The organism is Limnobacter sp. 130, assembly GCF_902506325.1.
Taxonomy (GTDB): Bacteria; Pseudomonadota; Gammaproteobacteria; order Burkholderiales; family Burkholderiaceae_B; genus Limnobacter.
The window spans coordinates 53,502-66,748 of the sequence record NZ_LR732328.1 but is presented as its reverse complement, the minus strand read 5'-3'; the positions used below and the strand labels follow the sequence as shown (position 1 = coordinate 66,748).

The window sequence follows — 13,247 nt, the reverse complement described above, 5'->3', positions numbered from 1 at the left end:
GCGATTATCGCTGATTACTGCGTGATTAACGACCCATGCGGCGCAAGGCTGCTGTCGAGAAGTCGGCAGGTGAGTACTTCTTGCCAAACTCGGCAAACTTTTCTTCGTTGGTCAAACCACCCACCAGGTAACGGCGTGACTGTAAGTCGTAGATCACCTCGCCAGATGAAACAAACGCAGGTGCATGGTAAGCCTGGGTGCCAAACACTTCACGAACACGCCACAAGCTATTGCGACTGTCGTACTGGTCAGCATGCAACACGCCCCATGAATCTTCGTCAATGTAGAACACGCGCTTGGCATAAATATGACGTTTGCCGGGCTTCAGCGTGGCCTCCACCACCCAAACACGGTGCAACTCGTAGCGCACCATTTCAGGATTGATGTGGCTTTTCTGAATAATGCTGCTGTACTTCAAGGTTTGATCGGCCAACTTGTAGTTGTTGTAAGGCACGAACATCTCTTTTTTGCCCACCAACTTCCACTCATAGCGATCGGGCGAACCGTTGAAACCGTTCAGGTCGTCGTTGGTACGCAGACCATCTGCACCAATACCTGGGGAATCGTAGGCCAGCTCTGGCGCACGAATAACGCGGCGCTGCCCGGGGTTGTACTGCCAGGCCAGGCGGGGTTCTTCAACCTGGTTAATCGGCTCGTGCACCAAGGCGACTTCACCGGCTGCGTTGGCAGGCGCGGTGATCTGGTTCATGAAGTACAAAATGCGGTTTTCTTCAGGGTTGTCCATGAAGGAAGCCAGCGACACGGTTTCAATACGCTTGCCCACGGTGAATGAGCCATCGGTTTGAACCGGGAAGTCAGCGGAATAGCGCGTAAACGAGCCGCCCAAATCACGGAAGTTGTGATTCCAGATCACTTCCACGCCGCTCTTGGGTAATGGAAACGGGATGTTGGATTTTTTGATGCCCTGCACACCGTTGCCACCGTCCACCAACTTCACATTCGGTGCTTCGGCTTTGGCGTTGTCGTACACGGACTGGCGATAACCCGCTGTGCGATGTGTTTTGTACACATTCATTTTGTAGGTGGGGTAACGCTTCATCATTTCCATTTGACCGGGCGTCAGGTTGGCCTTGTACTGGTCCATGTTGGCGGAACTAACAGTAAACAGTGGCTTTTCATCCGCAAACGGGTTGGTGTAGCCTTTTGCTGGATCAAATCCTGCTGGCGGCTTAACCAAGCCGCCGGTCCAATCAGGGATGGTGCCCGCGGCATTGCCCTTTTTCTCTGCGCCCACGGGCGTCAGGCTTTTGCCCAGTTCAGACAGGTCATTGGCCAGTGCTGCACCACTCCCCAAAACGATTGCTGCAGCCAGCAACCCGTATTTCATCTTTTGCACTGCCATCTCATTGTCTCCTTGTGGATAGTTTTATCGATTGGTGTTTTGGTCTTGCACACACAGGGCGAACACCTCGCCACTGCGGTTGCTTTGTGTAAAAACGTTTGGCTTGCAATATATGCCGACAGGCGCGAAATCTTTCATGGTCTCGCCCAAGGCATTGCCCTTTTCCACGTTCTGAATGGCTTCATCAAACGTGGAATTGTGCAGCATGTGCCGATAGAGTAACAGTTGATCAGGATATGGACCCCATGGCAACCACAAGAACCCGTTCTCGGCAGTTGCATTGGCTGGGCGGTCAGCGGGGTCAGAAATTACCACGGTGAAAAAACCCTGCTCATCCAGCGGCACTTGAAAGTCAGCGGCACAATCGGTGAAGCGCTGGGTTGCAAATTCATTGCCACACAGCGACCAGTAACGCAATTGCTCCTGGCCAAACTCAACGCCGGGCTGGCCCCGGTAAGTAGGCGCCTTGGCGCGCACCATGGCAATATTGCCGTACTGTCGGGCAAACCCGGTGCTGGTGTAAGCATTGTGTACATTGCTTAAAAAGCCGCCCGAGCCGGAATCGATTCGACCACCCACCATGCTGGTGTCTTGCCCGGTTACATTGCCCAAAATTCGAAATGCCGTGTCGCCCAAACTAAAAAACTTCAAGGTGTTGGGCGGGTTGGTGGCCGTGGGGAAAGGCAGGGTCAGTTGATTGGGGTAGTCCAGCCCCAACAACAGTTCATTCAAACCCAAAGGTGGCGCCGTGCCGCCCAAATTGGGCATCAAAGGTTCTACACAATTCGGAAGGGTTCCCAATTCACGGCTGCCGTCGGCCGTTTCAAGTGTCAGGGTGGGCAGGCCCACACCTCCATCGAAAAACTCACCTGTATTCGACACATACACCCGGTAAATGAACACGGCCAAGGCATTGGGAATATTCACAGGCCCCAAGCCAATTTCACCCGTGTAAAAAGTGTTGGGCTTGCGGACTGTGCCCGGGTTTTGTATGGGTGAAGCGCCATATTCCAGGTAAGCCGTGTAGCTGCCACCGGGCTTTGCGCCCTTGCGTGCAAAGGGGTTGCCCGCGCGACCCTTGTCAGTCGGGGCCAGCTCAAAGTCAGCCACTGCATCGGTGGGGCGAAGCGCGGCATCGTAAGCGTTGTAGGAAAAATAGCGTGCGTCGGGGTAACGCCCATCAATTCTCAAACGGGTTTGCGGAGAAACAGGCGCTGCGGCCACCCAGTATTTTGCTTCGCTGTCGGGAAACGCTATATTGGCTTTGTCAGGTTCGCTGGCTGCGATCCAGCCACAGCCCAAGCCCAGCGGCGTTTCACTGCCCATGGCTTGCACCAGCGATTCGCTGCTGAGCACATTGTTGCTGGCCGCAGGCGATGCCGAGGTGTTGGCTGAAGTGCCCAAGTCCTCTGACGAACAAGCACCCAGCAAAGCCAGCGCAGTGCCAGCAATTGCAGTCGTGAATACTTGAGAAAGTTTCACGCATGTCTCCCGAATTTTTAGTTATAGTTCATTTAATCTGTTTAGATTAATACCAAGGTATTAATCGAATCAAGTGGAAATTTACTCACAAAAACAATCACATGAATAAACCTGCCGACGCTGCACCTGTTATTGATACTCGCGAACAGCTGTTACGGATTGCGCTGATTGAATTTGCACACCATGGCATTGAGGCGGTCACGCTTAGCCGAATTCGGCAGTTATCGGGCCAGAACAACCGCTCGGCAGTGCACTACCACTTCAAAACCAAAGAAAAACTGGTAGAGGAAGTGGTTGAATTTGTGAATGCTCAGTTGGATGTGTACTGCAAACAGGCCCACGCAGAATTTGCGCTGGGCTTGCCCGAGCACCGCGAATGGACCAAGTTGAGTGAATTGATTTTTGACCCGTTTCTGAAACTGTTTGCCAGCGGGCAAACCGGGGCTGTTTGCATTCAGTTTTTGTCACGCCTTACCTGGCAAACCGGTGAACAGGGGCAACGTTTCCTGACCAGGTTTTTCAACCCGTATATGGCCGTGTACGCGCCCACCCTGCTGAACATGCTGCCGCAATACTCGGAAACCCAATTGCGATTCAAAATTCATCTGGCAGTGAATACAGCCATTCATGGCCTGGCCGACTTTTCAATGGTGATGCATGACGAAGCTTTGTTGCCCTTGGCCACACAGGCCGATGGTCCCAAAGAAATGCGTCGCTTGTTTCACGACTATGTCAGTGCCGGCCTTCGCGGAAACTTGAATTCATAACCGCGGGTTCTGACGCATGGCATGCAAACGAGCCTTGCCCAGCTTTAAAGATTCTGTGTTATCCACAATCGGCTTCGGGTAGGCGGCTGTGCCATATTCAGGCAACCAGCGCTTCACAAACTCACCCTTTGGGTCTTGCTCGGCCTGCTGTTTTAGGGGGTCGTACACCAGCATTTGAGAAAAATGACTGGTGCCCGATGCAATGCGCACCTGCCCGTAGTGAATGGCGGGCTCGAAATCCAGAAACTGCTGCGCCAAAAACAAGGCCACTGGCTGCCAGGGCAAACCCAACTGCACACAGGCAAACGACACCAGCGTGGCTCGCGCCCGCATGTTCAGCCAACCGGTTTGGTTTAAAAAGCGCTGGCAGGCATCCACATACGCAAAACCGGTATGCCCCTGCCGCCAAGCATTTAAATAGTCATGGTTAATTTCCGCAGGTTCATTGCTGTAAAAGGCATCGGTTTCCAAACCCGTGTGGTTCTCGAACTGCTGCAAGTAACCCTGCCGCCAAATCAGCCTGTCCACATAAAACCGGGCGGCGTCTTCCACTTTTGAAGTCAGCGCCGCATCGCCCTGCCCGTGCACGGTGTTCACCAGCGCATTGAGTTTTTGCAGCACCTCGCGGTCGCTGACCACGCCGTACGCCAAATAAGGCGACAGGCGCGAGCAACCATTCCACGCTTTCAAGGGGCTTGAAATTGAGAAGGGATAACTTTTCAGTTTTGCCGGGGTGAAAAATTGTGCCGCCACAGCCCGGGCCTGCACGCGGCCACCTTTCATGCGCAAGGGTTTGTCCTCGCCTGCTGCGTGCGGTACGGTGGCTCGGTTCAATTCAACAGGGGGTTGGGGTGCGAAAAATACTTTCAAATTTCGCCCAGCTGGGTTCTTGATTTCTTCTTGCGCAGCACGGTCCAGGTAGGTTTGAAAATTCACTTTTTCAGCGAACGGATTGGCCATGAAGGTGGCGCGCTGCACATTGTTCTGTGGCAACTCAGTGAACACAACGCCCACGCTTTTGCACCAAGCAACCACGGCTTTGTCGCGCTGATATTGTGCAAGCTGGGTGGTTTCCTGGTGGGCCCACAGGTGGGTGAATTTGAATTGCGCATGCAGTGCGGCCAACACGTCAACCGCTTCGCCCAGTTCCTCGTGCAGGTAACCACCCACATCGCTGAGCTGTTGCTGCAAATCATCCAGGCATTCATGCACAAACAACTGGTGCTGGCGTGCCGTGTGCGCATCTGCAATTTGGCTGGGTTCGTGAATGTACAGGGGCAGCACCAGGCCATGGTGTTTGGCGTTGCGCATGGCCTCGAACAGCGGCAGGTGGTCGCTTAAACGCAAATCCCGTTTGAACCACAACACCTGCATGCCACTTCCTTGAACAACTTTAAAGGGGTTGTAACACCCCGGCGGCCAACAGCGCCAACACCACAATACCCAGCACCACACGGTACACCACGAATAAGCCGTAGCCACGCGTGCTGACAATTTTCAGAAACCACACAATAACCGCGTAGCCCACAAAAAAGGCAATGAAGGTTGCCAGCGCCGTGTTCGCGGGGCTGACAGGCCCGGCCACGCCCCAGCTTTTGTACAGCTGGTAAAAGCCCGAGGCAAACACCGCAGGCACAGCCAGCAAAAATGAATAGCGGGCAGCAGCTTCGCGGGTGTAGCCCATCAGCAAACCAGCGGTAATGGTGCCGCCTGAACGGCTTACACCGGGGATCAGCGCCAAGGCCTGAGCAAAACCAAACACAATGCCGTCGCGCCAGGTCATCTCGCGCAACTCGGTTTGGCGTTTGCCCACCTTGTCGGCCCAACCCAGAATAAGACCAAACACAATCAGCATGATGGCGGTTAAGTACAGGTTGCGCAGGTAGGTTTCAATCATGTCTTGAAACAACAAGCCCAAGCCTGCAATGGGCAAGGTGCCTACAATGACCAGCCAGCCCAGGCGTGCATCTGGATTAAATGGCGTGTTTCGCTTGAACGACGCACACCACGCCATGAATATTCGGGCAATGTCGTGGCGGAAATACACCAGCACGGCGAGTTCAGTGCCCAGCTGGGTAATGGCCGTGAAGGCCGCACCGGGGTCCAGGCCCGAGGGCAACATGGGGCCAATAATTCGCAAGTGCGCGCTGGATGAAATAGGCAGAAACTCGGTGAGACCTTGAATAAGACCCAAAATAACGGCCTCAAGCCAACCCACACCGTTGCCGGCAACAAACATGGTGAATTCCCGGTAAATAGATCAATAAAGGCCGTTTTCAAGCCAAATTCAATGCGAACTATAGCAAGCCTGAATGGGGGAAAACATTTTTCTGAAGGGGAAAGAGGCCTGATATTTAACAAATGATCACAAGCCCTTGCCCACATAATGAAGAAAATCAAATAGAAAGGCTTGGGAATGGACGATCGGAAAATTTTTGTGACGCAGCCTGCGCTGCCGCCGCTTGCGGAGTTCATTCCCTATCTGGAACAGATTTGGGACAGCAAAACACTGACCAACAACGGGCCTTACCACCAGCAACTTGAAAAAGCGCTGTGCGAGCACTTGGGCGTTCCGTTCATTTCCCTGTTTTGCAACGGCACTATTGCCCTGATGACCGCGCTCAAAGCGCTTCGTATTCAAGGCGAAGTGATCACCACGCCCTATTCCTTCGTGTGCACCAGCCATTCCCTGTTGTGGAACGATTTGCAACCCGTGTTTGTGGACGTGGACCCAGTCACCCTGAACCTGGACCCCCGCCGCATTGAAGAAGCCATTACCCCGCAAACCAGCGCGATATTGCCAGTGCACTGCTACGGCTTGCCTGCCAACACCGGTGAAATTCAGCGCATTGCCGATGTGTACGGCCTGAAAGTAATTTACGACGCCGCCCACGCCTTTGGTGTGAAACAAAACGGCGAGAGTATTTTGAATGCGGGTGATTTGTCTGTGCTTAGCCTGCATGCCACCAAAGTGTTCAACACCTTTGAAGGCGGCGCAATTGTTTGCAAAGACGCCAAAACCAAACAGCGCATTGATTACCTGAAGAACTTCGGCTTCGCCGATGAAGTCACCGTGATGGCCCCCGGCATCAACGGCAAAATGAGCGAACTGAATGCCGCCATGGGCATGCTTCAACTGAAGTATGTGGACCAGGCCATTGAAAAACGCCACCGTATACAGGCCTTGTACCGCGAGTTGTTGGCCAATGTGCCCGGCATTGAGCACATGGCCGTGCCTGAAAACGTGGAATGGAATGGCGCGTACTTTCCAGTTTTCGTGAATGCCCATTACCCGATTTCGCGCGACGCGCTGTACGCCCGTTTGCAAGAACACGGCGTGAATGGCCGCCGCTACTTTTTCCCGTTAATTAGCAGCATGCCCATGTACCGTGGCCTGCCTTCGGCTGCGAAACGCAATTTACCCAACGCCCACAAAGCGGCGGAACAGGTGCTGTGCCTGCCCATTTACCCCGACCTTGCTTTGGAAGATGTGGCACGAATTTGCGTGATTATCGACGAGGCCAGCCGTGGCTAAGGTGCTGTTGGTTGACACCAACTTCTCATCCGGCCCCATTTTGAATTACCTGCGCAATGCCGGGCACACGGTTCTATTTGCGGGCGGCAAGCCCAGCGACTTTTTGGCCAAAGCCACGCCGGGCTATCAGCAACTGGATTATTCCGACCCCGCTGCACTGGCTGACCTGTGCACCCGGTTGGGCATTGAGTATTTGGTGCCAGGCTGCAACGACCGCTCGTACTACTCGTGTGCCGAAGTATCGGAGGCTTTGCACTTTCCCGGCATTGATCGCCTGGAGGCTACGGAGACCATCAACCACAAACAGAAATTTCGCAGCTATGCGCAACGCGAAGGTTTGTCGGTGCCGCGTGTATTCAGCAATGAAGAAACACCGTCATGCGCCGTGATCGTGAAACCAGTAGACGCCTACAGTGGCCGCGGCATTGCCGTGGTGCAAGCAGGCGAAACCACGCAGTTGCACACCGCGATTGCCACCGCCAAAGCCGAATCAAAAAGCGGTGATTGTTTGGTGGAAGAATACGTGGACGGCCAGCTATACAGCCATTCAGCATTTGTGGCGAATGGCCGCGTGGTGCAAGATTTTGTGGTGATTGAACATGGCTCAGCCAACCGGTTTGTGGTCGACACCAGCCACATGGCCATTGATTTTCCTGCTGAGGTGCACACCCGCGTTCGCCGGGAAATTGAGCACCTGGCCCAAAGCCTGCGCCTGTGTGATGGCCTGGTGCACACCCAGTTTTTGCTCAAGGGCGACAAATTCTGGCTGGTTGAAATTACCCGCCGATGCCCCGGCGACTTGTACAGCCAGCTGATTGAACTTTCAAGCGGCTTTCCCTATGTGGCCAGTTATGCCAAAGGTTTTTTGGGTCAACGTACAGCACCCGGCGCATTGAAACAGAATTTTATTTTGCGCCATACACTGACCTTGCCACACGAAGGTTTGCTGCAACACCTGCACTTTAAACACCCGGTGCACATGGAGCGCTGGGTGCCCATTGCCGCCACTGGCGACTTCATTGCGCCCAGCCCGGTGGGCCGCATGGCTTTGCTGTTTGCACGCTGCGCCAATGCCAGCGAACTTCAAACACTGGCAAGCCTTGCCACACAGCGCAGGCTTTACACCTTCAATGGTTAAAGCTGCATGCAAAGGAGATTGAACATGAACAAACCCATCAAAGTGGCCATGATTGGCGGTGGCGTCAATTCAGCCGTGGGTCGCGTGCATGAAATTGCCATGAAAATGGACAATGAATTTGAACTGGTGGCTGGCTGCTTCAGCCGCAACCCGGAATTCAATGCCGAGTCGGGTCGCCAATACAATGTGCCCGCACACAAGCTTTACCCCAGTGCAGAAGCACTGATTGACGCCGTGGCCGCCGAAGTGGATGCCGTGGTTATAGCCACACCGATCAAGTCGCATGCGCAATACATTCATTTGGCACTTGACCACAAGCTGCGCGTTATTTCCGACAAGCCTTTACTGGCCAATGTGCAGGAATGCAAAGAACTGCTGACCCGCGTGAAACCCGACAACACCCAGGTGTTTTCAATATTCAATTACACCGGCTACCCGGCTGTGCGCGAGATGAAACGCCGCGTGGAAAGTGGCGGGATTGGCCATGTGTTCAAAGTCATGGTGGAAATGCCGCAAGATTCGTACATGCGACTGACCAATCAAAACAAAACCCACGCCATTCAGGCCTGGCGGCTTGAAGACGGTGACATCAGCTGCGTGTCGCTTGACCTGTTCGTGCACCTGCACAGCCTGGTGAACTTTGTGTGCGGCAACACGCCGCTTGCCGTGAACGCCTGGCAGCGTGCCATTACCAATGTGGCCCCTGGCTTGATTGATGAAGTAGATGCCGTAATCAGCTACAGCAACAACCTGATGGTGAATGCCTGGTATGGCAAAGCCGTGCTGGGTTACCGCAATGGTTTGCGCATTCGCATATTTGGCAGCAAAGGCAGTTTGCAATGGCACCAGGAACAACCCGAATTGATTGAAGCCGCCGACGAGGCCGGCAACCGCATGCTGCTGGATCGAATATCCACGGGTAGCGATGTCACTGCACAGCCCCGTTACAACCGTTTCAAGGCAGGTCACCCCTCTGGTTTCATTGAAGCCTTTGCGAACTACTATGCCGACATTGCGCAGGCCATGCGCGATGAAAAACTGAATGCCTACACACTGTCCACGGGTGTCGCAGCCGAAGGATTGGCCTTGAGCCAAGCCATTGCGCAAGCGTCTGTTACCGGGCGCACCATTGAACTTTAAGATCGGGAAAGCTTAAACCATGACCACATCCAGTCTGGAAGAACAACTGAAACCACTGTTTGATGACATTGATGCCAAACTGCAAGCCATTGAAAGCGGTGTGTACCTGCAGCGGCAAGATGCTGAAAAAACAATCAATCAACTGGCCGTGTTGGTGAACGAATGCCAAAACAAACCCTACGCCAGTTTGATGCAACTGAACATTCAAGGCACCACGGAATTGTGCACCCGCTTTGCCGCGCTGTATGTGAACGTGTTGACTGACCTGAAACACACCCTGAGCCTGAACAGTGTGCTGGTGCTGACCAAACAAAAACGATTCATGAGTTATGTGTTTGAGGTGTCTGGCTACGGCGGCAACAGAGCCACCCTGCACATGCTGTTGCAAAAAGCACGCGATAAAAAAACCAAAAACTTAAGCGACAACACCGCCATGGTTCGTGCTGTGTTGCTGGCTGGTGTGGGCGATCTGGAGCCGGGTGACCTGGTTGAATTGACACTGGAGACTTCCGAAACAGCCGCTTTGCTGGCCATTGGCTTGTTGCTGGATCGCCTGCCATTGACACTGACGGGCGACGCTGGCCGCACCTTCCTGCTTGAGGAATACAACCCTTACGATTCACTTCGCCCACTTGATCAATACCGCGCATTGATTTCCAACATCTGGATGCTGTGCAGCTACGGCACATCGCCACGCAAACACGACATCAAAAAGCACTTGAACAACTGGTTCAAACGTGTGCACAAAGCCAAGGGCATTCAAGCCAAACCCGCTGGCAGCGTGCGGCATGCGGGCAACATCGACAACAAGCCGGTGATGGCGGTCATTGCGGAAACATTCAAATCAGTACACGCCATGTACCGCTGGTATGCGCCCATGATCAAGCGTCTGAAACGCGATTACTACATGGTCATGGTGTCGATGAAAGCCGATGTCGATGAACAATCCATTGGGCTGTTTGATGAATTCATTGAAGTGCCGGAAGAAGAAATGAACCTTCAGCCCGTACTGAACCAGTGCACGCCCGACATTGCCTGGTTCATGAGCGTGGGCATGCGCTCGTGGGGAATTTCATTGGCCAACTTGCGCTGGGCACCCCTGCAAGCCATGAGCTTTGGCCACCCGGCCAGCAGTTTCAGCAGCGAAATGGACATGGCTTTTGTCACCAGCCGTGTGTTTGGCGGCCAAGGCGTTGTGAATGAAAACATGCTGATTCTGGAAAGCGAAATAGGCAATGTGGCTGAGGCTCACAAAGACTTGAAGCTGCCCCCGCCCGCCGTGTTGAGCGACGATGTTGTGTCAATTGCAGTGCCTTGCAATGTCATGAAAATCAACTTGGGATTTATTACCGCGTTGAAAGAAATTGAACGCTTGTCAGCCCGGCCCGTGCGCTTCACTTTCTTCCCCAATGAGTATGGCGTGGGGCACCTGTCCACAGAACGCCGTTTGCAGAAATATTTTCCCACCGCCGTGGTGGCACGCCGCACAGGCTATGAGGCGTATTTGAACATGCTGAACCAAAACCACCTGGCACTAAGCCCGTTCCCGTTTGGCAACGCAACAAGCACCATTGATTGCATGGTGTTGGGTATGCCCGTTGTCAGCCTGATCGGCGCCGAGCCACATTCACGCAGCGACTACGATATTTTGGCCTCACTTGGCTTGGCCGAATACTGCGTTGCCGACTCGGTAGAAAACTACGTCAACGGCGTGGTGCGCTACATCAATGAACCGGGCTTGCTGGAGGAGTTACGAGCCATGGTGGCGTCCAAGAAATTCATGGACTTGCACCAGCAAAACGAGAATGAGTTTTCCGATGAAATGTGCAAGGCCTTGAACTGGGCGTATGCAAACCAAGAAGAAGTGCGTGGGCCAAGGGGCTTGATGATTGACGGAAAAGGCAAGTGGCTACCGTGAGGATCAGTTCTTACTGTTAAGGTGAAGTATCAATAAAAATGGGGTTGTAAAATTTTTATAATCCATTTAAAACAAACACTTATAAATTCCACAACACATCCATTTCTTGATTTACAATATTGAGTAAATATACTCAGTATTGTAAAAATGTACAGTCGACATCAAATTTCCACGCTTCGGCAACGGCTTCGGGAAACCCCGAGGTTCATGATTGCCGTAACCGGCCCACGGCAGGTGGGAAAAACCACCATGGTCAATCAGGTTCTTGATGAACAGCCTGCTGCGCACCGGTTGTTTGTATCAACAGAACAACGGGAAATCTTTTCGACCAATCTCACCAATTTCGTCTTCGACTCAAATGATACGCAAGATTACAGCCCGGCCCCAAGGTCAGAAGAATGGCTTGTTCACACATGGAACAGAGCAAGAGCGCAAGCCCTGCGGATCACCAACGGCACCCATTACATTTTAGCGATTGATGAAATACAGAAAATTCCAAACTGGTCCGAGGTAGTGAAAGGCCTGTGGGACAAAGATCGAACTGAAAAATTGCCCATGCACGTGGTGCTGCTTGGATCATCGCCCTGGCTGATGCAAAAAGGACTGACAGAAAGCCTGGCAGGTCGCTTTGAGCGCATTCATTTAAGTCACTGGTCGTTTCGTGAAATGCAAGAAGCATTCGACTTCACGCTGGATCAGTATATTTATTTTGGCGGATACCCCGGCTCAGCCAGCCTGATAGGTGACGAACAACGCTGGCGAGCTTATGTACAGCATTCACTGATTGACCCCATCATCAACAAAGACATTCTTGAACACAACCGCATTCACAAACCGGCACTACTCAAACAACTTTTTGAACTGGGTTGCGGGGCCTATTCCGGTCAAATTCTTGCACTCAGTAAAATTGTTGACGGTGGGCTTTTGCAAGAGGCTGGCAATACAACCACATTGAGCGATTACATTGGTTTGTTATCCGCCGCAGAACTGCTCAGCGGGCTGCAAAAATACGCCAATAAAGAACATCGCAAACGAGCCTCTCCACCGAAATTCAATGCACACAATACGGCGCTAATGTCTGCACTGGCGGGGTATACCTTTGCCGAGGCGAAGGCCGATCGAAGCCACTGGGGCAGACTGGCGGAAACTTGCGTGGGCGCACACCTCATGAATACTGCACAGGGCGAATGCGATGTTCACTACTGGCGCGAAAGTGGCGACGAAGTGGATTTTGTGTTGAGCAAAAATTCCAAACTGTTGGGTATTGAAGTAAAAAGTGGAAAAACGGGAATAGCGCACAAAGGACTGCAAGCCTTTAGTGAAACCCACACAGGATCAAAAACACTGTTGGTTGGCGATGCTGGAATTCCTGTTTACGAGTTTTTAAGTGCGCCTGCAAGTCACTGGCTAGGGTAGAAAAAACCCATGTTCATTCCACGCACAGTCACAGAGTATCAGTTAAGCGAAGACGCCCCACAGCCACAGCGTAAAACGACAGTCCTTGCCGAACTTCGAGAATTGAAATCTTGGGTGCTTCTGGGCGAGCCGGGATCGGGCAAAAGCACGGCATTCAACCAAGAATGCAAAAACACAGGCGGCAAGGTAATACGTGTCAGTGAATTTCTCGATGAAGAATTTGCCGACTTGGCTCAAGAACCCGTCATTTATCTGGATGCTTTGGACGAAGCGCGCAACACCACAACAAATGGTCGAAAGCTGTTGGGGCAAGTTGCAAAAAAACTGCGGCAATTGGGTAGCCCGCAATTCAGAATTTCATGCCGCGCTGCGGACTGGTACGGCGAACCGGACCATGCTGAACTAAAACGGGTTGACGAATGCATACGACTTTTCAAGCTGAATGAACTAACAGTCGATGACGAATCCGTACAACAATACATTGCAGG

At 52.8% G+C, this 13,247-nt stretch carries 11 protein-coding genes; 7 read left to right on the top strand and 4 right to left on the bottom strand.

Features of this window, described 5'->3' with window-relative positions:
- Positions 1-25: 25 nt before the first annotated feature.
- Together FRIGORI9N_RS00280 and FRIGORI9N_RS00275 are read right to left on the bottom strand one after the other, a co-directional pair.
- Positions 26-1,363, bottom strand: a complete 1,338-nt coding sequence (locus FRIGORI9N_RS00280) for a DUF1329 domain-containing protein (protein ID WP_159567925.1) — start codon at positions 1,361-1,363, stop codon at positions 26-28.
- Between the two features lie 24 nt (positions 1,364-1,387).
- Entirely contained in the window at positions 1,388-2,845 is a 1,458-nt protein-coding gene (locus FRIGORI9N_RS00275; RefSeq protein ID WP_159567924.1) for a hypothetical protein, read from the bottom strand.
- A gap of 101 nt (positions 2,846-2,946) precedes the next feature.
- Here FRIGORI9N_RS00275 and FRIGORI9N_RS00270 point away from each other — a divergent pair, with 101 nt between their 5' ends.
- On the top strand, positions 2,947-3,612 hold the full coding sequence (locus FRIGORI9N_RS00270; RefSeq protein ID WP_159567923.1) for a TetR/AcrR family transcriptional regulator: 666 nt from the start codon (positions 2,947-2,949) through the stop codon (positions 3,610-3,612).
- On the opposite strand, the gene FRIGORI9N_RS00265 is transcribed toward FRIGORI9N_RS00270, so the two are convergent.
- Entirely contained in the window at positions 3,607-4,986 is a 1,380-nt protein-coding gene (locus tag FRIGORI9N_RS00265; RefSeq protein WP_159567922.1) for an FAD-binding domain-containing protein, read from the bottom strand. The genes FRIGORI9N_RS00270 and FRIGORI9N_RS00265 overlap by 6 nt on opposite strands.
- 19 nt (positions 4,987-5,005) lie before the next feature.
- A complete protein-coding gene (locus FRIGORI9N_RS00260; RefSeq protein WP_159567921.1) occupies positions 5,006-5,851 on the bottom strand; it encodes an undecaprenyl-diphosphate phosphatase in 846 nt (281 codons plus the stop codon).
- 177 nt (positions 5,852-6,028) lie between these two features.
- Between FRIGORI9N_RS00260 and FRIGORI9N_RS00255 the strand changes: the two genes are divergently transcribed.
- The 6 genes from FRIGORI9N_RS00255 (at position 6,029) to FRIGORI9N_RS00230 (ending at position 13,165) form a co-directional block, all read left to right on the top strand.
- Complete coding sequence (locus FRIGORI9N_RS00255; protein ID WP_159567920.1) at positions 6,029-7,147, top strand: DegT/DnrJ/EryC1/StrS aminotransferase family protein; 1,119 nt, start codon at positions 6,029-6,031, stop codon at positions 7,145-7,147.
- The gene (locus FRIGORI9N_RS00250; RefSeq protein WP_159567919.1) at positions 7,140-8,285 is read left to right on the top strand and encodes an ATP-grasp domain-containing protein; all 1,146 of its coding nucleotides are present in this window, start codon (positions 7,140-7,142) and stop codon (positions 8,283-8,285) included. Before FRIGORI9N_RS00255 ends, FRIGORI9N_RS00250 begins: the two co-directional genes overlap by 8 nt.
- 24 nt (positions 8,286-8,309) lie before the next feature.
- Positions 8,310-9,425: a Gfo/Idh/MocA family protein gene (locus tag FRIGORI9N_RS00245; RefSeq protein ID WP_159567918.1), complete on the top strand. Its 1,116-nt coding sequence runs from the start codon at positions 8,310-8,312 to the stop codon at positions 9,423-9,425.
- Positions 9,426-9,444: 19 nt separating this feature from the next.
- On the top strand, positions 9,445-11,343 hold the full coding sequence (locus tag FRIGORI9N_RS00240) for a hypothetical protein (RefSeq protein WP_159567917.1): 1,899 nt from the start codon (positions 9,445-9,447) through the stop codon (positions 11,341-11,343).
- Positions 11,344-11,550: 207 nt separating this feature from the next.
- Positions 11,551-12,759 carry an ATP-binding protein gene (locus tag FRIGORI9N_RS00235; protein ID WP_159567916.1) on the top strand — a complete coding sequence of 403 codons (1,209 nt, stop codon included), beginning with the start codon at positions 11,551-11,553 and terminating at the stop codon, positions 12,757-12,759.
- A gap of 199 nt (positions 12,760-12,958) precedes the next feature.
- A complete protein-coding gene (locus tag FRIGORI9N_RS00230; protein WP_159567915.1) occupies positions 12,959-13,165 on the top strand; it encodes a hypothetical protein in 207 nt (68 codons plus the stop codon).
- Positions 13,166-13,247 lie beyond the last annotated feature (82 nt).

Coding starts and splice junctions, on each gene's coding strand:
- FRIGORI9N_RS00280 (WP_159567925.1), bottom strand. CDS start 1,363: ATGGCAGTGCAAAAGATGAAATACGGGTTGCTGGCTGCAGCAATCGTT.
- FRIGORI9N_RS00270 (WP_159567923.1), top strand. CDS start 2,947: ATGAATAAACCTGCCGACGCTGCACCTGTTATTGATACTCGCGAACAG.
- FRIGORI9N_RS00265 (WP_159567922.1), bottom strand. CDS start 4,986: ATGCAGGTGTTGTGGTTCAAACGGGATTTGCGTTTAAGCGACCACCTG.
- FRIGORI9N_RS00260 (WP_159567921.1), bottom strand. CDS start 5,851: ATGTTTGTTGCCGGCAACGGTGTGGGTTGGCTTGAGGCCGTTATTTTG.
- FRIGORI9N_RS00255 (WP_159567920.1), top strand. CDS start 6,029: ATGGACGATCGGAAAATTTTTGTGACGCAGCCTGCGCTGCCGCCGCTT.
- FRIGORI9N_RS00245 (WP_159567918.1), top strand. CDS start 8,310: ATGAACAAACCCATCAAAGTGGCCATGATTGGCGGTGGCGTCAATTCA.
- FRIGORI9N_RS00240 (WP_159567917.1), top strand. CDS start 9,445: ATGACCACATCCAGTCTGGAAGAACAACTGAAACCACTGTTTGATGAC.
- FRIGORI9N_RS00235 (WP_159567916.1), top strand. CDS start 11,551: ATGATTGCCGTAACCGGCCCACGGCAGGTGGGAAAAACCACCATGGTC.